General features: G+C 68.3%; 27 protein-coding genes and 1 pseudogene. 9 read left to right on the top strand and 19 right to left on the bottom strand.

The features are described 5' to 3' along the window. Window positions 1–12 precede the first annotated feature (12 nt). The 12 genes from AC1D2E_RS09545 to AC1D2E_RS09600 form a co-directional block, all read right to left on the bottom strand. The gene (locus tag AC1D2E_RS09545) at window positions 13–666 is read right to left on the bottom strand and encodes a hydrolase (RefSeq protein ID WP_478197184.1); all 654 of its coding nucleotides are present in this window, start codon (window positions 664–666) and stop codon (window positions 13–15) included. 150 nt (window positions 667–816) lie between these two features. Next, complete coding sequence (locus AC1D2E_RS09550) at window positions 817–1,476, bottom strand: redoxin domain-containing protein (protein ID WP_478197185.1); 660 nt, start codon at window positions 1,474–1,476, stop codon at window positions 817–819. Window positions 1,477–1,662: 186 nt separating this feature from the next. Beyond that, window positions 1,663–1,827, bottom strand: a complete 165-nt coding sequence (locus AC1D2E_RS09555) for an FmdB family zinc ribbon protein (protein ID WP_478175966.1) — start codon at window positions 1,825–1,827, stop codon at window positions 1,663–1,665. A 112-nt stretch (window positions 1,828–1,939) separates the two neighbouring features. After that, entirely contained in the window at window positions 1,940–2,335 is a 396-nt protein-coding gene (locus AC1D2E_RS09560; RefSeq protein ID WP_478197186.1) for an NAD(P)-binding domain-containing protein, read from the bottom strand. Between the two features lie 15 nt (window positions 2,336–2,350). After that, on the bottom strand, window positions 2,351–3,022 hold the full coding sequence (locus tag AC1D2E_RS09565; RefSeq protein ID WP_478197187.1) for a nucleotidyltransferase family protein: 672 nt from the start codon (window positions 3,020–3,022) through the stop codon (window positions 2,351–2,353). A gap of 1 nt (window position 3,023) precedes the next feature. Beyond that, window positions 3,024–3,911: an XdhC family protein gene (locus tag AC1D2E_RS09570; RefSeq protein WP_478197188.1), complete on the bottom strand. Its 888-nt coding sequence runs from the start codon at window positions 3,909–3,911 to the stop codon at window positions 3,024–3,026. A 32-nt stretch (window positions 3,912–3,943) separates the two neighbouring features. Then, window positions 3,944–5,110, bottom strand: a complete 1,167-nt coding sequence (locus AC1D2E_RS09575; RefSeq protein ID WP_478197189.1) for a vWA domain-containing protein — start codon at window positions 5,108–5,110, stop codon at window positions 3,944–3,946. Then, window positions 5,107–6,024, bottom strand: a complete 918-nt coding sequence (locus AC1D2E_RS09580; RefSeq protein ID WP_478197190.1) for an AAA family ATPase — start codon at window positions 6,022–6,024, stop codon at window positions 5,107–5,109. Before AC1D2E_RS09580 ends, AC1D2E_RS09575 begins: the two co-directional genes overlap by 4 nt. Before the next feature lie 7 nt (window positions 6,025–6,031). After that, window positions 6,032–6,691, bottom strand: a complete 660-nt coding sequence (locus AC1D2E_RS09585) for an SRPBCC family protein (protein WP_478197191.1) — start codon at window positions 6,689–6,691, stop codon at window positions 6,032–6,034. 24 nt (window positions 6,692–6,715) lie between these two features. Continuing rightward, window positions 6,716–9,130 (bottom strand): aerobic carbon-monoxide dehydrogenase large subunit, encoded by a 2,415-nt coding sequence (locus AC1D2E_RS09590; protein ID WP_478197192.1) that lies wholly within the window; start codon window positions 9,128–9,130, stop codon window positions 6,716–6,718. Between the two features lie 133 nt (window positions 9,131–9,263). After that, window positions 9,264–9,755, bottom strand: a complete 492-nt coding sequence (locus AC1D2E_RS09595) for a (2Fe-2S)-binding protein (protein WP_478197193.1) — start codon at window positions 9,753–9,755, stop codon at window positions 9,264–9,266. Between the two features lie 20 nt (window positions 9,756–9,775). Continuing rightward, the gene (locus AC1D2E_RS09600) at window positions 9,776–10,639 is read right to left on the bottom strand and encodes an FAD binding domain-containing protein (RefSeq protein ID WP_478197194.1); all 864 of its coding nucleotides are present in this window, start codon (window positions 10,637–10,639) and stop codon (window positions 9,776–9,778) included. A gap of 359 nt (window positions 10,640–10,998) precedes the next feature. Between AC1D2E_RS09600 and cutA the strand changes: the two genes are divergently transcribed. The 6 genes from cutA to AC1D2E_RS09630 all read left to right on the top strand — a co-directional run bounded on the left by cutA (window position 10,999) and on the right by AC1D2E_RS09630 (window position 16,388). Further along, window positions 10,999–11,343, top strand: coding sequence for a divalent-cation tolerance protein CutA (gene cutA, locus AC1D2E_RS09605; RefSeq protein ID WP_478197195.1), 345 nt, complete (start codon window positions 10,999–11,001; stop codon window positions 11,341–11,343). A gap of 3 nt (window positions 11,344–11,346) precedes the next feature. After that, entirely contained in the window at window positions 11,347–13,197 is a 1,851-nt protein-coding gene (locus tag AC1D2E_RS09610; protein ID WP_478197196.1) for a sensor histidine kinase, read from the top strand. A gap of 4 nt (window positions 13,198–13,201) precedes the next feature. Further along, on the top strand, window positions 13,202–13,813 hold the full coding sequence (locus AC1D2E_RS09615) for a response regulator transcription factor (protein ID WP_478197197.1): 612 nt from the start codon (window positions 13,202–13,204) through the stop codon (window positions 13,811–13,813). 308 nt (window positions 13,814–14,121) lie between these two features. Then, window positions 14,122–14,967, top strand: coding sequence for a DUF2092 domain-containing protein (locus AC1D2E_RS09620; protein WP_478197198.1), 846 nt, complete (start codon window positions 14,122–14,124; stop codon window positions 14,965–14,967). Between the two features lie 12 nt (window positions 14,968–14,979). Continuing rightward, the gene (locus AC1D2E_RS09625; RefSeq protein ID WP_478197199.1) at window positions 14,980–15,564 is read left to right on the top strand and encodes a hypothetical protein; all 585 of its coding nucleotides are present in this window, start codon (window positions 14,980–14,982) and stop codon (window positions 15,562–15,564) included. After that, window positions 15,561–16,388 (top strand): DUF3313 domain-containing protein, encoded by an 828-nt coding sequence (locus tag AC1D2E_RS09630; protein WP_478197200.1) that lies wholly within the window; start codon window positions 15,561–15,563, stop codon window positions 16,386–16,388. Before AC1D2E_RS09625 ends, AC1D2E_RS09630 begins: the two co-directional genes overlap by 4 nt. A gap of 18 nt (window positions 16,389–16,406) precedes the next feature. Here the strand turns inward: AC1D2E_RS09630 and AC1D2E_RS09635 are convergent, their stop codons facing one another. The 4 genes from AC1D2E_RS09635 to AC1D2E_RS09650 form a co-directional block, all read right to left on the bottom strand. Next, the gene (locus tag AC1D2E_RS09635) at window positions 16,407–16,850 is read right to left on the bottom strand and encodes a hypothetical protein (protein WP_478197201.1); all 444 of its coding nucleotides are present in this window, start codon (window positions 16,848–16,850) and stop codon (window positions 16,407–16,409) included. Window positions 16,851–17,075: 225 nt separating this feature from the next. Beyond that, the gene (locus AC1D2E_RS09640) at window positions 17,076–17,462 is read right to left on the bottom strand and encodes a response regulator (protein ID WP_478197202.1); all 387 of its coding nucleotides are present in this window, start codon (window positions 17,460–17,462) and stop codon (window positions 17,076–17,078) included. A gap of 180 nt (window positions 17,463–17,642) precedes the next feature. Further along, window positions 17,643–18,260 carry a response regulator transcription factor gene (locus AC1D2E_RS09645; protein WP_478197203.1) on the bottom strand — a complete coding sequence of 206 codons (618 nt, stop codon included), beginning with the start codon at window positions 18,258–18,260 and terminating at the stop codon, window positions 17,643–17,645. After that, window positions 18,257–20,287: a sensor histidine kinase gene (locus AC1D2E_RS09650; protein ID WP_478197204.1), complete on the bottom strand. Its 2,031-nt coding sequence runs from the start codon at window positions 20,285–20,287 to the stop codon at window positions 18,257–18,259. Before AC1D2E_RS09650 ends, AC1D2E_RS09645 begins: the two co-directional genes overlap by 4 nt. 165 nt (window positions 20,288–20,452) lie before the next feature. On the opposite strand from AC1D2E_RS09650, the gene AC1D2E_RS09655 reads away from it, so the two are divergent. Beyond that, window positions 20,453–20,680: a hypothetical protein gene (locus tag AC1D2E_RS09655; protein ID WP_478197205.1), complete on the top strand. Its 228-nt coding sequence runs from the start codon at window positions 20,453–20,455 to the stop codon at window positions 20,678–20,680. A 73-nt stretch (window positions 20,681–20,753) separates the two neighbouring features. Continuing rightward, the gene (locus AC1D2E_RS09660; RefSeq protein ID WP_478197206.1) at window positions 20,754–21,305 is read left to right on the top strand and encodes an OmpA/MotB family protein; all 552 of its coding nucleotides are present in this window, start codon (window positions 20,754–20,756) and stop codon (window positions 21,303–21,305) included. Between the two features lie 60 nt (window positions 21,306–21,365). On the opposite strand, the gene AC1D2E_RS09665 is transcribed toward AC1D2E_RS09660, so the two are convergent. The 3 genes from AC1D2E_RS09665 to trxC all read right to left on the bottom strand — a co-directional run bounded on the left by AC1D2E_RS09665 (window position 21,366) and on the right by trxC (window position 23,306). Beyond that, entirely contained in the window at window positions 21,366–22,136 is a 771-nt protein-coding gene (locus tag AC1D2E_RS09665; protein ID WP_478197207.1) for a PAS domain-containing transcriptional regulator, read from the bottom strand. Window positions 22,137–22,198: 62 nt separating this feature from the next. Continuing rightward, entirely contained in the window at window positions 22,199–22,756 is a 558-nt protein-coding gene (locus tag AC1D2E_RS09670) for a hypothetical protein (protein ID WP_478197208.1), read from the bottom strand. Window positions 22,757–22,868: 112 nt separating this feature from the next. Then, window positions 22,869–23,306 carry a thioredoxin TrxC gene (gene trxC / locus AC1D2E_RS09675; RefSeq protein WP_478175992.1) on the bottom strand — a complete coding sequence of 146 codons (438 nt, stop codon included), beginning with the start codon at window positions 23,304–23,306 and terminating at the stop codon, window positions 22,869–22,871. Window positions 23,307–23,410: 104 nt separating this feature from the next. Between trxC and AC1D2E_RS09680 the strand changes: the two are divergent. Then, window positions 23,411–23,901 (top strand): annotated as a pseudogene (locus AC1D2E_RS09680) (hypothetical protein); the annotation flags it as partial.

Consider the following 23,901-nt stretch of genomic DNA (forward strand, 5'->3'; position numbering starts at 1 on the left):
CGTGGCTCCGGTTCAGCCTTCGTGGGCGCCGAACATGGTCTTGGCGTAGATGATGCCCAGGCCGTAGGCGCCGCCGAACTTCTTCGCGATGCCGGTGGTCATGTCGTAGGTGCCGGTSCGGGCCCAGTCGCGCTGCAACTCCAGCAGGTACTGCAACGAGGTCATGGGCTGGGCGCCGGCCTGCACCATGCGGTCCATCGCCCGGTTGTGGGCCTCGGCCGAGACGTCGCCGCAGGCGTCGGCGATCACGAAGACCTCGAAGCCCTGGTCGAGCGCCGACAGCGCCGGGCCGACGATGCAGACCCCGGTCCAGAGCCCGCACAGCACGATGCGCGACTTGCCGATCTCGTTGACCTTCTGGATCACGGCGGCGTCCTCCCAGGTGTTCATGGAGGTTCGGTCGAGCATTGCCTGCTCGGGGAAGGCGGCCTTGATCTCGTCGAACATCGGGCCCGAGAAGCTCTTCTCGGCCACCGTCGTGAGGATGGTCGAGGCCCCGAAGCCGGCGGCCGAATGCGCCACCAGCGCCGCATTGTTGCGCAGCGTGACGGCATCGATCGAGTGCGTCGCGAAGGCCATCTGCGACTGGAAGTCGATCATGATCAGCGTGTGGTCGGTCGGCGTGAGGAGCTTGGCGCCCGGGGTGGGCTTGGCGGTGATCGGCATGGCGGGGTCCTTTCGAGAAGCAGAGCAGGTCTGCGATGGGAAGTTGCCCGAGGCTACGGCACGCAGACCTCGCCGGCTTGAACAATGTGGCGCCGTTTTTACCGTTTGTGCGCTGACGGGCGACGCACGCGCCGGACGGTCCGCTGCAGGTCAATCTGCAAGGCTGCCGGCGGCGGCGACGATCTGCGCCGAATCCGGAAAAATGCAAAGGCTGTTCGGCCCGTCGCGCGCCTCGATCTGCACCCAGCGGACCCTGCCGGCCGCGTCGACCAGGAAGTGTCCGACCAGCTGAGTGCCGTGGCTCGCGAAGACGGCATCGTCGGTTTCGTCAAGCTCGAACCCGTCCTTGGCGTTGAGTGCGGTGTTCGCTTCCATCGGCTGCATCGGTTCCGGCAACACACCGCCAGGATTGATTCGCGCCGCCTCGAATTGCGCCATGCTTGCGCGATAGGGCCATTCGGGGCGCTCGCTGCTGCCGTCGGGCAGGAACTCGAGATACGGCACGCCGAAGGCCCGGTGCGTGAGGCAATCCGGGTCGCACAGCAGCGTGACCGGCGTCGGCCGATGGCGAAAATACAGGCTGGCGTGTTCCACCGGCGTGTTGATCACGGCGAAGGTCTCGACCCCCATTGCGCGCAAGGGCGCCTGTACGCCGGCAAGCTGCAGCACCTGGCGCCGGCAGAACGGGCAATGCAGCCCGCGATAGAAGCCGATCAGGAACGGGCGACCGCGCAAGCTGTCCAGGGAGACCATTCCTTCGATGTTGGCCGCGGGAAGCGTGAACGCGGGCGCAAGCTCGCCCGGCTGCAAGGGGCGTCTCTGGTCTCCCATGGAACATCTCCTTTGGGTGTCGTCCAGTTGAAGAGCGCAAGGCCGACCGTATCACTTGTCGCAGGCCGGCACAACGCTCGACCTCGCGTGACGCGCCACCTGCCGTCCGAGTCGCGCAGGCACTCGCAATCTATCGAAGCATTGCTTCATGCAGCCGGTATCGGCCTAGCTCTTCTTGGATGTTTTCGCAAAGAACTGCGTCGGCTGGTGCTGAACGGCATCACTGCCGCACTTCGGGCATTGCAAGCGGGCAGTCTCATGCTCGGCGACGTGTTCGATGTGGTCGAAAACCTCACCGCACTTCACGCAACGATACTGGTACGTAGGCATGGCGCTTCTCCATGACGGTTGCGAGAGGCGCAGTTGCAACCTTGAATGCCGGCGCCCCTCCTCGTTGATCCTACGACGATGCCGCCGAGTTGGAAACTCTTGCACGATCTCGTCAGTCCGGAATCGGAAGCGGCTGGTCTTCCGGATGAGCAAAGGCGAGCCGGAGGCCTTCCATCTGGGCCCTGGCCAAACCGCGCGGGCTGCCCGCCACGCTCTTGGGCTTGAGTGTCGGCATCATCCACCGCGCGTGTCGATAGACCCAGATGACGCGGCGGGCTTCGTACTCGAAGCACAGGTCGAGCAAGTCATAGGCCGACGCACCGCCGCCGACCACCACCACGTCTCGACCTGTCAGATCCGCCGGTTCGCGGAGCTGAGAAGAGTGCAGTTCACGCAATTCGATGGATTCACGTTCGGGCTCGGGAACAAACGGGCGGTTGTGGGCGCCGGTGGCGCTGATCAGATGCCTGGCGCGGAAGGTCTCCGCCGGCGTCTCGACGATCCACACCTCGCCCGTGCGGTTTCAAGCCATTGCGGCCGCAGGCCAGCGCAGCACGTGACCGGTTCGCTCGGCGAAGCGCTCGAGGTCTTCGGGCGTGTCGATGTCGACGCGATAGCGCTGGTTGTCGGTGTCGAGCCAGTGCACCTGCTCCGGATGGGCTTCGCGCCAGCGGCGGCAGGCGCCATCGACCTCCCCGGCCAGCCACTGGTCGCGCAATCCGGCCTCGAAGATGACCGGATTGCCCGGCTCGCCGGCCACGCGGGGCACCACCATCGACGCCTCGCCACGCTTCTTGAAGGCGCCGATCAGCGCCGTGATGTCCTGCGCGTTGAGCATCGGCTGGTCGGCCAGCGCGACGACCACCGCGTCGAGCTGGCCCGAAAGCGCCTGCAGGCCGATGCGCACCGACGAGGCCTGGCCGTCGTCCGGCGCCGGGTTGCGCGCCAGCGTGACCGGGAATTCGCGCACCGCCGCCTCGATCGCCTCGGCGTGATGGCCGAGCACCACGACCACCTCGTCGACGCCCGCGCCCGACAGCGCGATGAGCTGGCGCCGGATCAGCGGCACGCCGCCGAGTTCGAGCAGCGACTTGGGCCGTCCGCCGAGCCGTCTGCCGGCCCCTGCGGCCAGTAGCACGGCGCCCACCACGAGCCGCGAATAGAGACCGCCGCCGCCCTTGAGGATGCAGCCCATGTCAGTCTCCGCAGCACGGCGACCTGGCCGGCAGCGCAGCCACCGCCGGGCGAGGAAGCGCAAGCTCGCCCTCCGGGTGATGCGCAGGCGACGCGGCGGATCGGCGTCGGTTCGACACCACCGCCGCCAGCACCGACAGCGCGATCTCCTCCGGCGTCGTCGCCGAAATCGGGTAGCCCGCCGGAGCCACGATCGCAGCCACGGCGGCCGCATCGGCACCCGCGGTGATCAACGAATCCTTCAGCACCTGGGCCTTGCGCGCGCTGGCGACGAAGGACACCTGCCGCGCATTCAACGACAGCGCCAGTCCCAGCGCCTGCAGGTCCCGGCGCCCCTGCGTCGCGATGACGACCCAGGCGCCGGCGCCGACCTGCGGCAGCACGGTGGCCGCATCGTCGCGGTCGATGACCCGGCAGGCATCGGGATGGTCCGCCGCCTTCGCGCCCTGGGCGACCAGCGTCACCGAGAAGCCGACGCGCGGCCCGAGCTGCACCAGGCTCGCGGCCACCGGCGAGCTGCCGATCACCACCAGCTCCGCGCGCGGCAGCAGCGGGTCGACGAACAGCTCCAGCGTGCCGCCGGAGTGGCAGGCCATGCCGAACTCGAGCACGTCGCCCAGGTCGCGTTCGTGGCCCTCCTCGGCCGGCGCGATGCGGATCATCCGCGCGCGGCCGTCGGCCAGCGCCTGGCGCACGGTGCGGATTACCGCCGGCTGCGCGCAGCCGCCGCCGACCCAGCCATGCATCTCGCCGGCGGCGGTGACGACCGCCTTGTCGCCCGGATGCGCGGACGCGGGCGGCAGCGCCTTCACGACGCTGACCAGCGCGCAGGGCGTACCGGCCTGCTGCAGCCGGCGCGCGGCCTCGAGGACGGTGTCGGCGTGGTTCATGTCATCTTCTCCTTCAGGGGGATGCCCGCGATTCAGCGCAGGTGCTTCGCGAGATCGGCAAGATCACGCAGACTGTTGAGACGCGAAAAACCGTCCACAAGTTCGCGTTTCCCGATCACCGCCTGCATCGCCTGCGATGCCGGCGGCGCCTCGGACGGATAAAACCAGTGCACCCGTGCACCGCGCGCCCGCACGCGCGCCAGTTCCTGCGCCAGCCGTTCCGGCGGATCGGCATCGAAGCCATCGGACAGCACCCAGACGCGCGCGTTGCGCTGCAGCTGTGCACGCGCATGCACCGCGTGGAAGTCCGCCACGCTGGTGGCGATGCGGGTGCCGCCGCCGAAGCCGGCCGTCACGGCATTGATCTTCTCCTGCACCGCGGCCGAATCGCTGCGCAGCAGCGGCGTGACCTCGGCCAGCCGGGTGTGGAACACGAACACCCGTGCGTTCATGGCGGCGACGAAGGCGCGCGCGATGCGCAGGAAAAGCTGGGCATGGGTTTCCATCGACCGGCTGACGTCCACCAGGATGAAGAGCCGCGGCCATTCCCGCCGCGCGGCGCGCCATGCCGGATGGATCGGCAGTCCGCCGGTTCGAAGGCTGGCGCGCAGCGTGCGCCGAATGTCGAGACGACGCCCCCGCGCATCGTCGTGCCAGCGCCGCGTCAAGCGCTTGCGCAGCCGCCGCGCGATCCGCTCGGCCAGGCTCTGCAGCTGCGTCAGGTCTTGCGGCAGCCATTGCGACAACGAGCGGTCGTGCAGCGCGTCGGTGCGGCTGGCCCCGCCTTGCGCCCGCTGCAGCGCAGCGTGGTCGTCGACGACGGGCGGCGCGTCGAGCGCGGTGTCGGCCGCGCCGGGCCGGGCCGAAGGCGCAGCGCCGTCCATGCGCTCGTGCAGGCTCTGCACCACCTGCTGCAGGCTTCGGCTCGGCCGCGTCTGGCCGCCGACCTTGGCGCGGCCCCTGGCGCGCTGCGGATACCAGTAGCTGTCGAACAGCTCGGGCCAGCGACGCCAGTCGTTGGCGTCGTGGCAGGCGATCGCGCGCCAGGCCGGGTCGAGTCGCGCCGCCCGCTCCAGCGGCAGGCGCAGCGCCGCCTGCACGAAGGCCTGCTGCTCGGAAATGCCGACCTTCATGCCGTGGTCGCGCAGCAGCGCGGCGAAGCCGGCGATGCTCTCGAGCGGGCTCGCCACGGTGTTCATGTCGGCGCCGCCGTCGATTGCGGCGCCTTCTCTGCGACGCCGACCGCGCGCCGTCCTTCGATCAACTGCCGCACGCGATCCTCGCCGAACTGGAAGCGGTCCTCGCGCGTTTTCAGCAGGCAGGCCAGCGTGGCCGCGAGCGCGTGCGGATCCTCGGGCAGCGCCTTGAAAGTCAAGCGATGCAGGGCGCGCACCCAGTCCAGCGTCTCGGCCACGCCGGGCTTCTTGGCCAGGTCTTCGCGCCGCAGCCGCTGCACGAAGGCCACCGCCTGCTCGACCAGCGCGCCTTCGGCTTCCGGCAGCGTGGTGCGCACGATCTCGATCTCGCGCGCCAGGCTCGGATAGTCGAGGTAGTGGTACAGGCAGCGCCGGCGCAGCGCATCCGACAGCTCGCGCGTGCCGTTGCTGGTCAGCACCACCTGCGGGATGTGCCTGGCATGCAGCGTGCCGAGCTCGGGCACCGTGATCTGGTAGTCGGCCAGCACCTCCAGCAGGAAGGCCTCGAAGGCCTCGTCGGCGCGATCGATCTCGTCGATCAGCAGCACGCAGGGCTGCTCGCTCGAGATGGCCTGCAGCAGCGGCCGCTCCAGCAGGTAGCCGCGCGCGAACAGGTCGGACTCCTTCAGGCCCTGGGGCTGGGTCTCGCCGAGGCGGATCGCCAGCAGCTGGCGGGYGTAGTTCCACTCGTAGGCGGCCTGCGACAGGTCGAGGCCTTCGTGGCACTGGAGCCGAACCAGCGCCTGTCCCCGGGCCCGGGCCAGCGCGCCGGCCAGCGCCGTCTTGCCGACACCGGCGTCGCCCTCGATCAGCAGCGGCCGCTCGAGCTCGCCGGCCAGCCACAGCGTGGTCGCCAGGCTCTCGTCGGCGATGTAGCCGGCGCGGTGGAGCGACTCTCGCAGCTCGGCGTCGGTCATGGCAAGCTCAGGCGCGCTTGCCGAACAGGCCGGCCACCCAGCCCTTGAGCAGGTGCCAGAAGATCGCGAGCGCATTGATCTCGTCCGGCTTGACCGTCGCGGCCGCCGGTGCGGCCGCCGAGGACTCCGGCGGCTCGACCGGTGCCATGGCGGCGGCTTCGGTCGCGGCCTCGGTCGCGGTCGTCGCGACGGCGGCCGCCTGCGGCACCGGCAAGGCGGCCGCCGCCACGCGGAAGTTGTCGACGAACTGGCCGAGCAGCATGTCGGACACCTGCACCATGAGCCGGCCGCCAAATTGCGCGAACTTGCCGTTGACGATCACCTCGGCATGGCCCACCAGCACCGAGCTGCCGGCCGTCTCGCCGGCCTCGATCGTGGCCCGGAGGTTCATCGACGCCGACGAGCCGCCGCGGTCCGAACCCTTGCCCAGCAGCTGCAGCGTCTGGTGCACCTCGTCGAGCGCCAGCACTTCGATGTCGCCCGCGAAGGCCGCATTGGCCGGCCCGACCTTGACCTTGACGCTGCCCTTGTAGTGCGTGTCGTCGATCTTCTCGGTGATGGCCGCGCCCGGCATGCAGCCGGCCGTGGCCGGCACATCGGCGAGCAGCCTCCAGGCGCGCCGGGCGTCGACGTCGAGCGGATAGCGTTTGTCGAGCTTGACTTCCATGGGTCTCCGATCCGGCGCGGCGCCTCAGAGCGCGACGCCGCTTTGCTTGAGCTGCTGCCAGACGCGATAGGCGCTGTGCGGCATCACCATGTGCCTGACGCCGAGGTGCGCAAAGGCATCGACCACCGCCGAAGTAAAGGTCGGGATCGACCCGACGTGCGGCGATTCGGCCACGCCCTTGGCGCCCAGCGGGTGGTGCGGCGACGGCGTCACGGTGTGGTCGGTCTCCCACTTCGGCGTCTCGACCGCGGTCGGCAGGAAGTAGTCCATCAGCGTGTTGCCCAGCAGGTTGCCCTGGGCATCGAAAGGCATCTGCTGGCCCATCGCGACCGCATAGCCTTCGGTCAGCCCGCCATGGATCTGGCCCTCGATGATCATCGGGTTGATGCGCGTGCCGCAATCGTCGAGCGCGTAGAACCGCCGCACCTTGGTCTCGCCGGTGCCGCGGTCGATGTCGACCACGCACAGGTAGACGCCGAACGGGAAGGTGAAGTTCGGCGGGTCGTAGTAGTGCACCGCCTCGAGGCCGGGCTCCAGCCCGGGCGGGGCCTGGTGGTAGGCGGCCCAGGCGATGTCCTTCATCGACTTGAAGCGCGCGTCGTCGCCCTTGACCTTGAAGCGGTCGATCTCCCAGTCGAGGTCGTTCTCGCCGACCTCGAGCAGGTGGGCGGCGATCTTGCGCGCCTTGGCATGGATCTTCCGCGCGGCCATCGCCACCGCGGCGCCGCCCACCGGCGTCGAGCGCGAGCCATAGGTGCCGAGACCGTAGGGCGCGGTGGAGGTGTCGCCTTCCTCGACCTGGATCACCTCCGAGGGGATGCCGAGTTCGGTGGCGATGATCTGGGCGTAGGTGGTCGCGTGCGCCTGGCCGGTCGAGATCGTGCCCATGCGCGCGATCGCGCTGCCGGTCGGGTGGATGCGGATCTCGCAGCTGTCGAACATGCCGACGCCGAGGATGTCGCACATCTTGCTGGGCCCGGCGCCGACCACTTCGGTGAAGGCGACCAGGCCGATGCCCATCAAGGTTGGCGAGTCCGGATCGGCCCGCTTGGCGGCCTGTTCGGCCCGCAGCCCCTTGTAGTCGCAGGCCGCCAGCACCTTGTCCAGCGCCGCCTGGTAGTCGCCCGAGTCGTACTCGAAGCCGAAGGCCGAGGTGTAGGGAAACTGCTCCTTGCGGATGAAGTTCCTGGCCCGGATCTCGGCCTTGTCCATGCCGAGCTGCTGCGCCAGGATGTCGACCATGCGCTCGATCAGGTAGACCGCTTCGGTCACGCGGAACGAGCAGCGGTAGGCCACGCCGCCGGGCGCCTTGTTGGTGTACACGCCCTTCACGCTGCACCAGGCCGCCGGGATGTCGTAGGAGCCCGAGCAGATGTGGAACATGCCGGCCGGGTACTTGGTCGGATCGGCGCAGGCGTCGAAGGCGCCGTGGTCGGCGAGCACGTTGACGCGCAGGCCGAGGATCTTGCCGTCTTGCGTGGCGGCGATCTCGCCGTCCATGTGGTAGTCGCGGGCGAAGGCAGTGCTCGAGATGTTCTCGATCCGGTCCTCGATCCACTTCACCGGCTTGCCGAGCACGATGCTGGCGACGATCGCGCAGACGTAGCCCGGATAGACGCCGACCTTGTTGCCGAAGCCGCCGCCGATGTCGGGCGAGACGATGCGCACCTTCGACTCCGGAATGCCCGACAGCAGCGACACCACGGTGCGCACCACGTGCGGCGCCTGCGAGGTCATCCAGGTCGTGAGTTCGCCGCGGACCGGATCGAAGGAGGCCACGCAGCCGCAGGTCTCGAGCGGGCACGGATGCACGCGCGGGTAGAAGATGCGTTCCTTCACCGTCACCGGCGCCGAGTCGAAAGCGGCGTCGGCCGCGGCCTTGTCGCCCGCCTCCCAGGTGAAGATGTGGTTCGGATGGTCGCGCTTGCCATGCGCGCCCTCGGTCTTGCCCGCCAGGTCCTCGCGCAGCACCGGCGCATCGGGCGCCAGCGCGGCGTAGGGGTCGAGCACCACCGGCAGTTCGTCGTACTCGACGATCACCGCCTCGACGCCATCGGCCGCCGCATAGCGGTCCTCGGCGATCACGACCGCGACTTCCTGCATCTGGAAGTGCACCTTCTCGTCGGCCAGCACCGCCTGCACATCGCCGGCCAGGGTCGGCATCCAGTGCAGCTTGAGCGGCTTCAGGTCTTCGGCCGTCAGCACTGCGATCACGCCGGGCACCTTCAGCGCCTCGGACTTGTCGATCTTCTTGATGCGCGCATGGGCGACCGGCGAACGCACGATGTCCATGTGCAGCATGCCGGGCATCTCGATGTCGTCGACATAGTTGCCCTTGCCCTGGATGAAGCGCGCGTCTTCCTTGCGCAGGCGGCTGTCGCCCATGCCCTGCAGCGCGGCCGTGCGCTCGAGCAGTTCGGGCTTGATCGGGGCGTTCATTGGACCCCCTTGGCGCTACGCGCCGTCCCCCCGAGGGGGAATTCGCCCTTCGGGCGGCCGTGCGTGCTCACTGGAGTACCTTCGTGCTTCGCACTGCGGTGCGAGCTTGCTTGGGAGCGGCCCGGCGCTGCGCTCATGCGGCCACCTCTTCAGTTTGCTGCAGCTTCGCCGCCGCATACAGGACGGCCTTGACGATGTTCTGGTAGCCGGTGCAGCGGCACAGGTTGCCGCCGATGCCGGCACGCACTTCCTCTTCGGTCGGATTCGGGTTCTCCTGCAGGAAGCGGTAGCTGCGCATCAGCATGCCGGGCGTGCAGAAGCCGCACTGCAGGCCGTGCTCCTTGTAGAAGCCCTCCTGCACCGCATGCAGCAGCGGGCCCTTGGCGAGGCCCTCGACGGTCAGCACCTCGGAGCCATCGCACTGGATCGCCAGGTGGGTGCAGCTCTTGACCGACTGGCCGTCGAGGTCGACGGTGCAGGCGCCGCAATGGCTGGTTTCGCAACCGATGTGCGCGCCGGTCAGGCGGCAATCCTCGCGCAGGAAGTGGATCAGCAGCGTGCGCGGCTCGACCGCCTTCTCTACGCGCTTGCCGTTGATGGTGAGACTGATGATCTGCTTGCCCATGGGTCGGCTCCTTGTTGTACTTATTTGCAGCGCGACAGCGCCAGGCGCAGCGCGCGCTGCACCATCTGTCCGGCCATCGCGGTCTTGTAGTCGCGGTCGCCGCGCAAGTCCTCGGCGGGGTCGCAAATGGCCATCGCACGCGCGGCGGCATCGGCGATCGCGGCTTCGGTCAGCGGCTTGCCGAGCAGCGCGGCTTCGGCGTCGTTGGCACGCAGTGCCGTCGGCGCCAGGTTGGTCAGCGCAATGCGGATGTGGCTCACCTTGCCACCGTCGAGGCGCAGCACCACCGCCGCCGCGGCGGTGGCCCAGTCGCCGGTCTTGCGCTTGAGCTTCTGATAGGCGTAGCCGGTGCCGGGCGCAAAGGCCGGCATGCGGATCGCGGTCATTACCTCGTCCTCGGCCATGTCGGTCATGTAGGTGCCGTGGAAGAAGCCGTCAGCCTTCACCTGGCGCGTGCCCTTCGGGCCCTCGAGCACGAACACGGCGTCCAGCGCCATCGACAGCGCGGGGTGGTCGTTGCCCGGGTCGCCATGCGCGATGTCGCCGCCGATGGTTCCCCGGTTGCGCACCTGCGGGTCGGCGATCTGCTTCGCGGCCTCGGGCAGCAGCGGCAGCTTCTGCTGCAGCAACGCCGAGCGGATCAAGTCGTTCTCGACCGTCATCGCACCGATCACGATCGTCCCGCCCTCCTCGCGGATGCCGCGCAGACTTTCGATGCGGTTCAGATCGATCAGGTGCGCCGGCTGCGCGAAGCGCAGCTTCATCATCGGCAGCAGGCTGTGGCCACCGGCCAGCAGCTTGGCGTCGCCGCCGTACTGCCCGAGCAGCGCGATCGCATCGCCGACCGAGCGGGGCGCGTGGTAGTCGAATCCGGATGGGATCATCGTTCTTGTCTCCTGTCGTGGGGTCGCCGACAGAAGTTAAGGCGACCGGGTTTCGACCGCGGGCTCCGACGCACGAACCACCGCATCGCACGCACGAATGGCGGCGTTCGTTGCATGAACGGCGAGCGCCGGATCGCCAGCTCGGGTTTTCCCTGATGATCTGGCCCGGTCCGGCCCGGCGACGGCCAGGTGCTCACGTTCCTGTCCCGGAACGATCGCGTGGGTCGCCAACGAAGCGTGCGCGCAGCACAATCCGGACACCCCGAGGAGTCATCCATGAACGCACCACCCACCTACGCGCATGCGATCGTCACGACCGCCGAACTGGGCGTGATGCTGTCCGCCGGAGGGAACCCACCATGAGCGAGCGTCATTCACCGGCATGCGACGTGATCGCAGCCGTCACCACCACTGTCGCCACCGCCGAGCAGGCGGGCGCGCTCGCCACCGCCATGGTCGAGCGCCGCCTTGCCGCTTGCGCGCAGCTCACGCCGATCGACAGCGTCTATCGCTGGCAGGGCGAACTGCAGCGCGAGGCCGAAGTCCGTGTGCTGTTCAAGACCACGGTGCTGCTGACGCCCGCGCTGATGACCGCCATTGCGCAGTGCCATCCCTACGAGGTGCCGGACATCCACGCCGAGACGCTGGCGGACGTGCATCGGCCCTATGCGGACTGGGTGGCGGCGAACGTGGTGAGCGCATAGGCCATGAAGCGTGAAGTCGTCCCCCTCGGCACCGGGCCCGCACCCGTCTCGGTGCTCGACCTGCTGCGCTTCGAGCGCCTGCTGTCCGAGCTGTCGGCCGCCTTCATCGACTTGCCGTCGCAGGATATCGATCGTGCCATCGAGGACAGCCTCGAGCGCATCGTGACAGCCTTGCAGATCGACCGATGCACGCTCAACCGGGTCTTTCCGTTGACCGGATGGATCGAAGTCACGCATTCTTTCGCGGTCGAGGGCGTCGAACCGGTGCCCAAGGCGCTGCCGGCACGCTCGCTGCACCCCTGGATCATGTCCAGGTCGCTGCGCAACCTGCCGTCGATGTTCGAGCGCCTCGACGACCTGCCACCGGAGGCGAACCTCGACAAGGAGGCCTTTCGCCGCACCGGGCTCAAGTCGCACGTCACGATGCCCATCGTCGTGGCCGGGGAGCTGCACGGCTCGCTGAGCTTCGGCTGCGTTCGCGCCGAGCGCAGTTGGCCGGACAGCCTGCTTGCACGGATGCGTCTCTTGACCCAGATCTTCGGCAGCGCGCTGGCCCGCAAGCAGACGCAGGAAGAACTGGACATCGCGATCGGCTTCGAACGGCTCGCGAGCGCCATCCTGGCCTCCCTCGTGCTGGCGAAGCCGGGCGACGAGAGCCGGGCCATCGCGCTCGGGCTGCAGCAGATCGGCGAGTTCGTGGGGGCCGATCGGGTCGCGCTCTGGGAGAAGCTCGGCGAGGGGGACGCGCGCTTTGGCGCCACGCGCCACTGGAATGCGGACGGCTTCGCGGCCACGATCGATTCGGACACGTCGGTTGCCCTGCCCTGGGTCAGCGCCCGCATTGCCGCCGGCCATGTGGTGCGCGTCACGCGCGTCTCCGAACTGACGTGGTCCGCGACGAGCGACGGCGAGGCCCTGAAGGCCGCGGGCATCCGCTCGCTGCTGGTGGTTCCGATCTCCGTGTCCGGACGAAGCGCCGGCGCCCTGTCGATCTCCAGCCTCCGGCGCGAGCACGAATGGCCCGACGCATTGACGCCGGGCGTCAGGCTGCTGGCCGAGGTGTTCGGCAGCCTGCACGCGCGCGAGGCGGCCGAGCGACGCAAGTTGGCCGCGGAGGTCGAAGCGGCGCACTGGCGCGAGCGCCTGGCGCACCTGGTGCGAGTGCACACCGCCGGCGAGATGTCGGTCGCGCTGGCCCACGAGATCACCCAGCCGCTCGGTGCGATCGAGAACTACGCGCTCGCCGCTCGCCGTCGTGCCGGCGAGCCGACGCCCGATCTGGCGCGGGTGCTCGAACTGCTCGACAAGGTCATCGGCCAGGCGACGCGGGCCGGCGACGTGGTCACGCGGATGCGCAGCATGGCGCAACGCCACGAGCTGGACCCTCGGCCGATCGACATCGAGCGCGCGATCGCCGAGTGCATCGGCATGGTCAAGATGGACTGCGAGCTGCGCGATATCCGTATCCGGTCGGCGTCATCCGCTGGACTGCCGGTGGTGACGGTCGACGAGATCCACCTTCAGCAAGTGGTATTGAACCTGCTGCGAAACGCGATGGAGGCGATCGAACTGCCGGGCGCCGGCAGCGCGAGGGAGATCCGCATCGCGATCGCGCTCAACGAGCGCGACGAGGTGCAGGTGGACGTCGCGGACAGCGGCGCCGGCATCGCCGAAGGCGACCTCGAACGCATCTTCGAGTCTTTCTACTCGACCAAGTCGAGCGGCCTTGGCGTCGGCCTCGCGATCTGCCGCAAGCTGATCGAGGCGCACGGCGGAACGCTGTGGGCGGCGCACAATCCCGGCGGTGGTGCCTTGTTGCGCTTCACGCTTCCCATCACCTCGTCCACAGACTGACGCCATGGCCGAACCCACCGTATTCATCATCGACGACGACGAGGCCTACCGCGATTCGGTTCAGGAACTGGTGAGCTCGGTCGGCCTGGCGACCGAGACCTTCTGTTCGGCGCTGGATTTCCTCGAGGCCTTCGACCCCGCGCGCCCCGGCTGCCTGGTGCTCGACGTGCGCATGGCGCGCATGAGCGGGCTGGCGCTCCAGGAGCGCCTCAACGCAATGGGCGCGCGCATTCCCATCGTGTTCATCAGCGGTCATGGCGACATCGCCATGGCGGTCAAGGCCGTCAAGGACGGTGCGGTGGACTTCGTGCAGAAGCCCTACCGCGAGCAGCAGCTGCTCGATGCGATCGACGAAGCGCTGCGGCGCAACGCGACACCGCGGGCGCCCTCGGGCGACGCGCGACACCTGCAGGCGAAACGGGTCGAGTCCCTGAGTACGCGTGAACACGAAGTCATGAACCTGGCGCTGAAGGGGCTGCCGAGCAAGCTGATCGCCAAGGAGCTGGACATCAGCCACCGCACGGTCGAGCAGCATCGCAGCCGCCTGCTCGAGAAGCTGGGCGTCGGTTCGATCAACGAGCTGCTGCGCCTCAATCTCGACCGCCCCGCCGACTGAGGCACGGACGCGGTCGTCGATATCGCCCGGCTGGATGCCACCGATTTTCAGGAGCGACCGGTCGGCGTGCGCCCGCTGTGCGCAGCCCTACGCCGGGCCTGCCCGGATGTCAAGTGACATCGAGGATGTACGTGGCAGCACCTAGCACCTTGCGTGGGCGCACGGCTCCAGACTGCGTGTGCGCCACGATCTCCGCCGCAGCCGACCCCGCCTACAGTCACGGGCGGATCTTGTTCGCGCAGTCCGGCGGCCCCTTCCCTGGGGCCATCCAATCGAGTAAAAGCGTTGCTTGAACGAGGAGGCCATACATGATTCGAGCCCGATTCTTCACCGGTCCCTGGCTGCTCGCGGCGGCGCTTGCGCTCGGCGCCGGTGCACAGGCCCAGCCTTCACCGAACGCCGGCGCCAAAGCCCCGAGCAAGGCTGCCGCAACGCGTGGGCCCCAGCTCGAGGCCAAGGCCATCGACCTGCTGCGCGCCATGAGCGCCAGCCTGACGGCCTCGAAGTCGATGGCCTTTACGGCCGTCGCCACCTACGAGAGCCCGAGCAGCGTCGGGCCGTCGCTGGCCTATGCGACCTCCTCCGAGGTGCTTCTGCAGCGCCCCGACAGGCTGCGCGTCGTCACCTTGGGTGACGGACCGCCCGCGGAGTACTACTACGACGGCAAGACCCTCAGCGCCTTCGCGCCGGCCGAGAACCTGGTGGCCGTGGCGCCGGCACCGCCGACCATCGACGCCATGCTCAAGCAGGCTTTCGACAACGCCGCGATCTACTTCCCCTTCGCCGACATCGTCGGCAGCGACCCCTTCAAGACGCTCACCGAGGGCCTCACCAAGGCCTTCTATATCGGCCAGTCGAAGGTCGTCGGCGGCACCACCACCGAGATGGTCGCCATTGCCAGCGACCAGATGTTCATGCAGATCTGGATCGGCGCCGACGACAAGCTGCCTCGCAAGATGCGTGCGGTGTTCCGCGGCGACCCGCTCCGGTTGCGCCACCAGGTCGAGCTCTCGAACTGGAAGCTGGACCCGGTGATCGCGGCCGAGGCCTTCGCGGCGGTCAATGCGGCCAACGCGAAGAAGATCGCCTTCGCCGCGCCGAAGCCGCCGGCGGCCGCGAAGAAGGCGGCCAAGCCCGCGGCCAAACCGCAGTAAGGAGCACGGACGATGACCACCCTCAAGACATTTCTTCCTCTGCTGGCAGGCTTGCTCATGACGGCCGGGTTCCATGCGCCGGCCGCTGCCTGGGCCAGCGCCAACCGCTTCGGCGGCCACTCCTCGGGCGGCTGGGGCGGCGCCGAGCACACCAACCGCTGGGGCGGAAGCACCGAGCACAGCTGGGACGGCGCCACCAGCCACACCAACATGTACGGCGGCACCACCACCGGGGTGGCCGGCTACGGCGCCGTGCACACCACCGCAGGCGGATTCAGCACCTACCACCCGCCGGCCTACGGCGCCGCGGGCTACGCGCCCTATCACGCGCCGGTCGCGGTGCCCTACTACCACGCGGGCTGCTACGACTGCGCCGGCGCGGTGGCCGCGGGCGCGGTGGTCGGGGTGGCCGCCGGTGCGGCGGTCGCCAGCGCCAACCGCGCGGTCTATCCCATGGGCGTCAGCTACGCCCGGGTGCCCGCGGGCGCGGTCATGGTCAACCGCTACGGCGTCGACTACTACCAGGTCGGAGACAGCTGGTTCCGGCCCTTCTACGGCGCCAACGGCGTCTACTACACTGTCGTAGGCGCACCGTGAGCGCGCACCGCCGGCATTCAAGGACCTCGACAACGTCCCGCTTCTTCCGAGCATCGCTCGCCGGCGGCCTGGCCGCGGCGCTTGCCCTTCTCGCCAGCGGCTGCGCGGCGCCCGGCTCGGGCAACGCCGGCATCACCGCGTCCGATGACAGGGCCAAGGTCTCCAACGTCGGCTTCCTGACGGAACCCGGCCGGCTGAAGGTCCAGCCCGCCAACGGCGGCTTCCTCTGCTGGCGGCAGCCCGGCATCAATTGGAGAAGCTACGACAAGGTGATGATCGAGCGCATCCAGGTCTACGTCACGCCGGCCAGCGCGCAGAGCCCGATCGACCCGACCGACCTCAAGACGCTGCTCGACTACTTCCACAGCGCGCTGGTCAAGAACCTGTCGCCCGAAGTGCAGTTGGTCAACGCCCCCGGCCCCGGCGTGCTGCGCGTCAGGCTGGCGCTGACGTCTCTGGTGCCGACCAACACGCTGGCCAGCATGGCCGGCACCGCGGTGCCCTACGGCTTCGTCGCCGAGATGGGTTCGGGCGCGGCCACGGGGCGCCCGGTCGGCTCGACGCCCTACCTGGGCAAGACCGGCCTCGAGGCCCAGTTCCGCGACGGCGCCACGGGAGCCGTGCTGGGCGAATGCGCGGACACCCAGATCGGACTCAAGTACGCGGCCGACCTCGACAAGAACGCCACCACGGCGGCAGAAGCCTGGATGAACGGCTACGTCAGCTCCTTCACCAGCTGGAGCTACGCGCAGGACGCCTTCAACAAGTGGTCGTCGGCCTTCGCCCAGCGCTTCGCCGAGCTGCGGGCCCAGTCGCCGCAATGACGTAAGGCGAAGCTCCTCTCAGCGGAGAGTTCCAGACGTTCGTTCAACATACGATTCCCGCAGCGCATGCGCGAGGTCGTAGGCAGCCGCTTGCGACGGCGTCAGCGTGAGGAGCGTGGGGTCGACTGTCTTGGCGAAGGCGATCATCGATTTCTCGACGCCCGGCGCCTCCACCATGCTGAGTTCCGCGACATACAGCTCTCGAAAGCGCCGCTTCGCCCGGTCGGTTTCTGCGGCCGCATGGTCGCCGGGCGTCGCAAGAAGCGCCGCAGTCTTCACGGTCTCGAGGTAAATCGTCCTGCGAAGCTCGGCCAGCGGCTTCATGGCTTCAGCCTCGCGAGCGGCAGCCTCCCTGAGCCTTGTCGAGTTGAAGCTCAGGACGCTGATCACGACGCCGGCGACGACGGCCAGAACCTGAACCGTTGTCGCTACCAGTTCGAGAGTGCTTTTCGCATCTGCCATGGATGTGCTCCTCTTGCGTCGGCGTGGCTGCGCCGAGTTCAGTCCTCACGGCCGCGAAACGACGCCGCGCTGCCGACCGGCGCCATCAGGTTCGTCGGGCGCCAACCAGCAACAGCGACATGAGCACATGCAGCCCGACGGCCGGCCACAACAGCACACCGTTCACCTTGCCCGCCGGGTCGGCGGATTCATGCAAGGTTCCCGGCCGAAATCAGACACCCAAGGTCAAGGCGGACGTGCCGCACGTGCCACCTGCGCTATCGAAGCCAGCAGCGAACTCCCCTGAAACGGCTTGACCAGATAGCCCGAGACGCCGCGGCGCTTCGCCTCCGCGCGCAGCTCCGGCGAGTCGTGCACCGTGATCAGAATGACCGATGGCCAGCCCCCGCGTCCCGCCAGTTCGGTCGCCAGGTCGAGGCCCGACATGGCTGGCAGCTTGAAGTCGCTGACCACACACACCGCACCATCGACGCCTCCGGTCGCCAGCAACGCTTCTGCCGACCCAAAGGAGACCGCTTGAAATCCCGCGGCATTGAGCAAGCGCCCAATCGCCTCCCGCACGCTGTCATCGTCCTCCACCACAACCACCACCCGGCCTGCGCTCGACGCCATCACGGATCTCCGTGCGACTTCTGATGGCGCCTGTGGACCTGCCCGGACCCGGCTGTGTGTCCGACGCTGTTCAAGCTGTCATCGAGTGATCGCAAATTGGGGTCACGCGGCCATGATCCCGCGGCCCGATCGGCGCGTAAATCCGGCCGAGGGGCAAAACCGTTGCCCGAAAGACCGTCCCTATGGCGCGCTGCGGTTCAGCTTCTCGGCCAGGGCGCCGAGTTCGGCCGCCGAGTCCACGCCCAGCTTGACCATCAGGTGGGCGCGTTGCGTCTTGATCGTGCGTTCGCTGCTGCCGAGTTCGTCGGCAATCTGCTTGTTCAGCCTGCCCGCGACGATGCGATCGAAGACCTCCCGTTCGCGGCCCGAGAGCGTCGCGAACAAGGCGCGAATCCGCGAGGCCTCGGCGCTGGCCGCCCGTTGCGCCGCATCGCGAGCGAGCGCGCGCTCGAGCGCTGCCAGCAAGGCGTCGCGCCGGATCGGCTTCTCGAGGACATCCACTGCCCCGCCCTTCATGGCCTGCACGGTGGAAGGCACGTCCGCATGTCCCGTCAGGAAGACGATCGGCAACGCGACCCCGTTGTCCCGCAGCGCGCCCTGCAGGTCCAGGCCCGACGGGCCGGGCATGCGGACATCGAGCAGCAGGCAACTCGGACGATCGGGCGGCGGACGAAGCAGGAACTCGCCCGCCGACGCGTAGCCGCGGCCCTCCAGGCCCGCCATGTCGAGCAAGCGCAGCAGCGCCGTGCGCAGCGACTCGTCGTCATCGACGACGTGTATGAGCGGGGCAGTGTTCATGCGAGGGCGGCGCTCGGAACGCTGCTTTCGCCGTGCACGGGCAGCGAGACGTGGAACACGGTGCCATGGCCGGGATCGCTCTCCACCCGGATGCGGCCTGCGTGCGCTTCGACGATGGTCCGCGCGATCGACAAGCCGAGCCCCATACCCCGACGCTTGGTGCTGAAGAAGGAATCGAAGAGCTTGGGGACGTGTTCGGGCGCAATGCCCCGGCCTCGATCGCGCACGGTCACTGCGAGCCCGTCGGCCTCGGGCACGACCGACACGACGATCGTGCGCCGGTCCAAGGGCAGGTTCGCGACAGCGTCCATCGCATTGAGCACGAGATTGATGAGCACTTGCTGGATCTGGACCGGATCCCCGAAGACCCGGCCGGGCGTCGCTGCGTTTCGAACGACCAGGGTCAGCTCCCTGCGCCGCGCTTCTGCCTGGAGGATGCTGCACGCATCGCTGACGATGTCGGCGAGCTCGAAAGCCTGACGCTCGATCGCCTTGTTGGACAGCAGCGTGCGCAGGCGGCGAATGACATCGCTGGCGCGCAGGTCGTCCCGCCGGATGTCGCTGAGGATCATGCGCAGGTCCTCGCGCCGGTCGACATCGGCCTGGAGGATCATCTCGGCGGCCTCGGCGTTGGTCAGGATGGCCGCCAGCGGCTGGTTGATCTCGTGGGCGATCGAAGCCGTCAGTTCCCCGGCGATCGCCAGGCGCGAGGCGTGGGCCAGTTCGCCCCCCCGCTGCACCAGCGCCATCTCGGCCTTGCGGCGACGGTGGTGCTCGAGCAAGAGGGAAGCGATGAGCCCGGCCTGAAGCAGGATCACTGTGCTGCCGATGATGGCCACCGTCCGGTTCGCCTCCCAGAACGTGGGCTGCCTGAACTGCAGCACGGCGTCGGCCGGGATGTCGCTGTCGGCGATCCCCCAGCGGCGGGTCTGGCGCAGGTCGACGTTCAACGCGTTGGGCATGGCCTTGGGCAGATTCAGCGACGCCGGCAAAGCGCCGTCGAGCAGCTTGTTGACGATCTGCCCCGCCTGCTGGCCGGCGGCCTCGAAGCTCGGGACCCGGCCACCGACCGCGCCGGTGCCGACGAAGCTGCTGAACGTTCCGTAGACCGGGGCGTTGGCCGCCTTGGCCACCATCTGGACGGATTCGCGCGGGGTGTACTTGAGGACATCACTGCCCTGGTAGAAGCCGGGGGTGAAGACGATCCAGTCACGATCCAGACCACGCAGACGCTCCAGCAGCTTGTCGGTCGGCTGTCCAGCCAGGAATTCGATGGCCACCCGGCCTTCGAAGCGCACCAGGGTGTCGCGCAGCAGCGCTTCCCATTCGCGGTCGCGCGACGTCGCGCCGGTCACGACGAGCAGGTGCTGCGCCTTCGGATGCCAGTGCAGCGCCTGCTCGACCGTGCCGGCGGGGTCGTACTCGACCGGAACGCCGACGACGTCGGCGGGGAGCGTCGGGAACGGATTCGGGTACGCCTTGAACGCGGCCGTGTGGACGATCGGAACACCCGGGAAAAGTTGCGCGCGACGGCGCAGCATGAAGTCGAGCGATTGCCTTGCAACGGCCACGACGAGGTGCGGCGGCCGCCTGGCGTATTTGTCCCGCAAGTACGTCGCGACGGTGCTTTCGTAGTCTTCGCCGACGAACTCGGGATAGTCGAGAAACTCGCTGAAGATCTCCACCGGACGGTCGGCGGAATCCACGATCGCGCTTTTCAATCCGCGCTCGACGTCGACGTTGGCGGGCACGAGGCGGCCGTTGGAATAGAGCACCAGCACATTCCTCGCGTCGGCAGACATTGCCGTCGGGGTGATCAGCGCGCAGAGGATTGCGATGACCCACCCATGCCGCCGTCCGCCTCGAATGGCTGCGGTCGGGAATCCTCCGCAAGGATCGGCCCTTGACGGCGTATCTGTCTGAATGCCCATCGTTTCGACCACATTGCAAGCGATTCGGCGGATGATCCGCGCAACGCGCTTGTAAGTCCACCGTATCAATGCACTGATCAGCTTGCGCCTGCTCATGCGCTCGACGGTGTGCCGGCGCGGCCGCTCCTTCTGCCAGCTTCACTTTCGGGCAACCGCTTTGCCCTTCGACCCCCTTCTCAGGTCTCTGCGATGGGACGAAGATGGCGATGAAGATGCCGCGCGGTGCGCGTTGCGCCATCGGCACAACCCAAGGAGATCGTCATGAAGCGTTACATACTTGCCGCGACAGCCGCGTTGGGCGTTTTCTGTCTTGTTCCGTCATCGTCCTGGGCGGTCACATGCGCCAAGGGCGTCTATCGCGCCGGCTGCGCCGGCCCCAACGGCGCGGCCGTGGTCAAGAAGCCGCCGCCGGCGCAGGTCACATGCGCCAAGGGCGTCTATCGCGCGGGTTGCGCCGGGCCGAACGGCGCAGCGGTTCGCAGGTACTAGCTGYCGGGCGCAAGGACGCGCCAGCCGACCGCGAGGATCACAACGTGCTTGTTCAACAACAATGGAGAAAAACATGAAGTCAACCAAGTTCATTCTGGTGCTGTGCGCCGCGGTGGTGGCAGCGGGTTGTGTCAGCAAGCAGACCTACAACACCGAAGTGCAGAAGGCCGATACCTACGCGGCGCTCGACAAGCAGCTCTCGGGCCAGTTGAGCAGCGACCAGGCACAGATCACGCAGTTGCAGAATCAGCTCAAGGTGACCATGGTGAACGAGGTGCTCTTCCCCGAAGGCGGCTGGGCGCTCAGCCCCAAGGGTGAACAGGCGCTGGGCAAGATCGCGCCGACGCTTTCAAACCTGCCCGGCCAGCAGATCATCGTCCAGGGCTTCACCGACAACGAGCCGATCGGTCCGGCACTGAAGGCGCGGTTCCCGTCCAACCTCGAACTCTCGTCGGCGCGGGCGGACAACGTCGCGCGCTTCCTCACCTCGAAGGGTGTGCCGCCGAACTCGATCTCGGCGCAAGGCTTCGGCGAGGCACGGCCGGTGGCGAGCAACGACACGCCGCAAGGCAAGGCGAAGAACCGCCGCGTCGAGATCGTCATCACGGCGGCCAGCCGGCCATAGCAGCTGCGCGGGCACGGCGACTCTCGCGGAACACGCTGCGCGGCGCCGTGCGGATCGCATCTACAGCGGGTGGACCTCGCTGATCCCGAGTTGCTCGAGCAAGCGCGCAACGCTGGTGCGCGCCACCGGCAGCGGTGTCGTCTCGCCGCGCAGCTTCAGGCTGACCCTGCCCTCCTCGCGCAGGATCTGCTCGGCGAAGTCGAGGTTTGCGAGGTAGCTGCGATGGATGCGGAAGAACGAGGCGCCGTCGAGCCGCTCCGCCAGGTCGCTGATGTTGAGGTTGCAGAAGCTGGAGCCCTGTGCGGTGCTGACCCAGGTGTAGTGGCCTTCCGAGCGGATGTAGGTCACGGTCTCGACGTCGACCAGCACGATCCGGTTCTGCGAGATGGTCGGGATCTTGTGCAGCTGCCGCTTGGCCGGTGCGGGCTTCTCGGCCGACAGGCTGGCCGGCGTCATCGGCGGCGCGGGCTCCTCGCCGCTCACCAGTTCGGTGATGTCGTAGAAGATCAAGGTGTAGCCGGTGGTGTCGCCGCGCAGGTCGGACAGCTTGGTCACCTTGATCAGCAGCACCCGCTCCGGAATGTTGATGATCATGGTCATCGGCGGCGGGTTGCTGACCGGGCACTCGGCCTGGTCGAGCAGGAACTTCACCTTGGCCACCGAGCGCTCAGGGTGGAACGACAGCACCATCTTCTCGAAGGGCTGCTTGTCCTCGACCGGCAGCAGGCGCCGGGCCAGGCTGTTCATGGCCATCACCCGGAGCTCGCGGTCCAACTGGACCACGCCAGGGTCGAAGCGTTCCAACAGATACAGCGGACTGCGCACGGGCATCGGTGTCTCCAGCGGCGTGTGATCCGCCTTGACGCGATTGGAGCATTGTTTTGGCCCGCCGCTCAGCGGTCCTTGCGCAGCAACTGGCGCAGGGTCGGCCTGGGCGCCGCCCTGGACGGCGAATCCAGCCGCGCGCGGAAAGCGGCGCGCTGGGCCTGGAGCACCTCGGCGAGCGCGGCGACACTGGCCGCGTGGTAGTGCCAGACGCCGGTCACCGCGAAGTGGCCGGCCTGGCCGGCATGCGGCTTGGGAGCGATTCGAACGTTGTCCGTGCCAATGCTCTGCAGGATCTCGGCACGGGCGCTGGCCAGCGTCGCCTCGCGGCCTTCGAAGCCCTCGATGTCGCGGCTCAGCTCGATGCCGATGGCATGGATCGACGGGTAGCGCTCGGCGATGAAGCTCACCACCTCCGCGAGGACCAGTTTCGGCAGCGCCTTGGCTCGGAAATCGGCGAAATCGGTGGTGAGGAAGTTCTCGACCCGCACCTCGTCGCCACCCGGGCTCAACGTGACGGACTGGACCCGTCCGATGAGGGAGGAACCGTCATAGACCTCGATGGGCTCACCCAGCACATAGGGGCAGCCCTGCGGGCCGGTCAGGTGCAAACTCTGGAAGGTCATGAATTGAAACGCGTGGCCCAGCGCACACTGTACTTGGCGCCGGATGGCCTGCAAGGCATGGCATTCCCGATCTGTCGCCTGCGGCACTCGGGTCCGGCGGCAGGCGAGGCACTCAGCGGGTGTGCGCCTCGGCCCAGCGGACGATGTCCGCCGCGCCCATCGCCCCGGCTTGGCGGGCCACTTCGCGCCCGCCCCTGAACAGCGCCAGCGTGGGGATGCTGCGAATGTTGAAGCGTGCGCCGAGGGCGGGAACCGCCTCGGTGTCGACCTTCGCGAGGCGCACCCGGGGTTCGAGCCGGGCCGCCGCCTGCTCGAAGCCCGGCGCCATCTGGCGGCAGGGGCCGCACCAGGGCGCCCAGAAATCGACCAGCACCGGAATCTCGTTGCGCGCCACGTGGCGGTCGAAGGCGGCCTCGTCCAGTGCGGTGGAGTGGCCGGTGAACAACGGCCGATGGCAATTTCCGCAGTCGGGCGCACTGCCGAGTTGCGCGGCCTGCACGCGGTTCGTGGTGTGGCAATGCGGGCAGACGATGTGAAGGGTGTCGGTCATGGGGTCTCCATCGGCGGGCGTTCAGGTCCACGGCAACTGGGGGCGCGATTCGGGAGATGCAAGATCCTGAAATAATGAACACTTTGTTACAGGAGTCTTATTTCGTGATCTTGAGAACCCCTTCGACCGCACTCGCCATCGCGGCAGCCCTCTGCGTGCTTGCAGGTTGCGCCGGCCAGTCCAGGAACCAGGGCCAGCCCGCCGCTGCCGCCCCGGTGCCCGAGCCGGTCGCCGCCGCCCCCGCCCCGCTCAAGCCCGAAGTGCCGAGCACCGGCAAGACCAGCTACGACCAGGTCGTGAAGCTGGTGCGCGGCGCCCGCGGCGACGAGGACAAGCTCGAGAAGGCGCTGGTCGGCAAGGACCTCAGCGCGCGCGTGTCCAAGGTCAAGGGCGCCGGCGACGACTTCGCGGTGCGGCCGGCCGACCCGGTGCGCTTCCGCTGCGACGAGGGCGAGTCCTTCGCGGGCGGCCAGGTCTCCTCGCGGATCGTCGGCGTCGACTGGTCGGCCGACACCAAGCGCGCGCTGCTGCAGCTCGATCGCTGCGGCCCCGCGGCGGCGGGCGCCGGCTTCGGCGCCGGTGCGGACGCCACGGC

Source organism: Variovorax sp. P1_H2, from assembly GCF_056405295.1.

What these genes read in the sequence shown, in the direction of transcription:
- AC1D2E_RS09555 (WP_478175966.1), bottom strand. Translation starts at nt 1,827, where the DNA reads ATGCCTACGTACCAGTATCGTTGCGTGAAGTGCGGTGAGGTTTTCGAC.
- AC1D2E_RS09565 (WP_478197187.1), bottom strand. Translation starts at nt 3,022, where the DNA reads ATGGGCTGCATCCTCAAGGGCGGCGGCGGTCTCTATTCGCGGCTCGTG.
- AC1D2E_RS09570 (WP_478197188.1), bottom strand. Translation starts at nt 3,911, where the DNA reads ATGAACCACGCCGACACCGTCCTCGAGGCCGCGCGCCGGCTGCAGCAG.
- AC1D2E_RS09575 (WP_478197189.1), bottom strand. Translation starts at nt 5,110, where the DNA reads ATGAACACCGTGGCGAGCCCGCTCGAGAGCATCGCCGGCTTCGCCGCG.
- AC1D2E_RS09585 (WP_478197191.1), bottom strand. Translation starts at nt 6,691, where the DNA reads ATGGAAGTCAAGCTCGACAAACGCTATCCGCTCGACGTCGACGCCCGG.
- AC1D2E_RS09590 (WP_478197192.1), bottom strand. Translation starts at nt 9,130, where the DNA reads ATGAACGCCCCGATCAAGCCCGAACTGCTCGAGCGCACGGCCGCGCTG.
- AC1D2E_RS09595 (WP_478197193.1), bottom strand. Translation starts at nt 9,755, where the DNA reads ATGGGCAAGCAGATCATCAGTCTCACCATCAACGGCAAGCGCGTAGAG.
- AC1D2E_RS09600 (WP_478197194.1), bottom strand. Translation starts at nt 10,639, where the DNA reads ATGATCCCATCCGGATTCGACTACCACGCGCCCCGCTCGGTCGGCGAT.
- cutA (WP_478197195.1), top strand. Translation starts at nt 10,999, where the DNA reads ATGAGCGAGCGTCATTCACCGGCATGCGACGTGATCGCAGCCGTCACC.
- AC1D2E_RS09610 (WP_478197196.1), top strand. Translation starts at nt 11,347, where the DNA reads ATGAAGCGTGAAGTCGTCCCCCTCGGCACCGGGCCCGCACCCGTCTCG.
- AC1D2E_RS09615 (WP_478197197.1), top strand. Translation starts at nt 13,202, where the DNA reads ATGGCCGAACCCACCGTATTCATCATCGACGACGACGAGGCCTACCGC.
- AC1D2E_RS09620 (WP_478197198.1), top strand. Translation starts at nt 14,122, where the DNA reads ATGATTCGAGCCCGATTCTTCACCGGTCCCTGGCTGCTCGCGGCGGCG.
- AC1D2E_RS09625 (WP_478197199.1), top strand. Translation starts at nt 14,980, where the DNA reads ATGACCACCCTCAAGACATTTCTTCCTCTGCTGGCAGGCTTGCTCATG.
- AC1D2E_RS09635 (WP_478197201.1), bottom strand. Translation starts at nt 16,850, where the DNA reads ATGGCAGATGCGAAAAGCACTCTCGAACTGGTAGCGACAACGGTTCAG.
- AC1D2E_RS09640 (WP_478197202.1), bottom strand. Translation starts at nt 17,462, where the DNA reads ATGGCGTCGAGCGCAGGCCGGGTGGTGGTTGTGGTGGAGGACGATGAC.
- AC1D2E_RS09645 (WP_478197203.1), bottom strand. Translation starts at nt 18,260, where the DNA reads ATGAACACTGCCCCGCTCATACACGTCGTCGATGACGACGAGTCGCTG.
- AC1D2E_RS09650 (WP_478197204.1), bottom strand. Translation starts at nt 20,287, where the DNA reads ATGAGCAGGCGCAAGCTGATCAGTGCATTGATACGGTGGACTTACAAG.
- AC1D2E_RS09655 (WP_478197205.1), top strand. Translation starts at nt 20,453, where the DNA reads ATGAAGCGTTACATACTTGCCGCGACAGCCGCGTTGGGCGTTTTCTGT.
- AC1D2E_RS09660 (WP_478197206.1), top strand. Translation starts at nt 20,754, where the DNA reads ATGAAGTCAACCAAGTTCATTCTGGTGCTGTGCGCCGCGGTGGTGGCA.
- AC1D2E_RS09665 (WP_478197207.1), bottom strand. Translation starts at nt 22,136, where the DNA reads ATGCCCGTGCGCAGTCCGCTGTATCTGTTGGAACGCTTCGACCCTGGC.
- AC1D2E_RS09670 (WP_478197208.1), bottom strand. Translation starts at nt 22,756, where the DNA reads ATGACCTTCCAGAGTTTGCACCTGACCGGCCCGCAGGGCTGCCCCTAT.
- trxC (WP_478175992.1), bottom strand. Translation starts at nt 23,306, where the DNA reads ATGACCGACACCCTTCACATCGTCTGCCCGCATTGCCACACCACGAAC.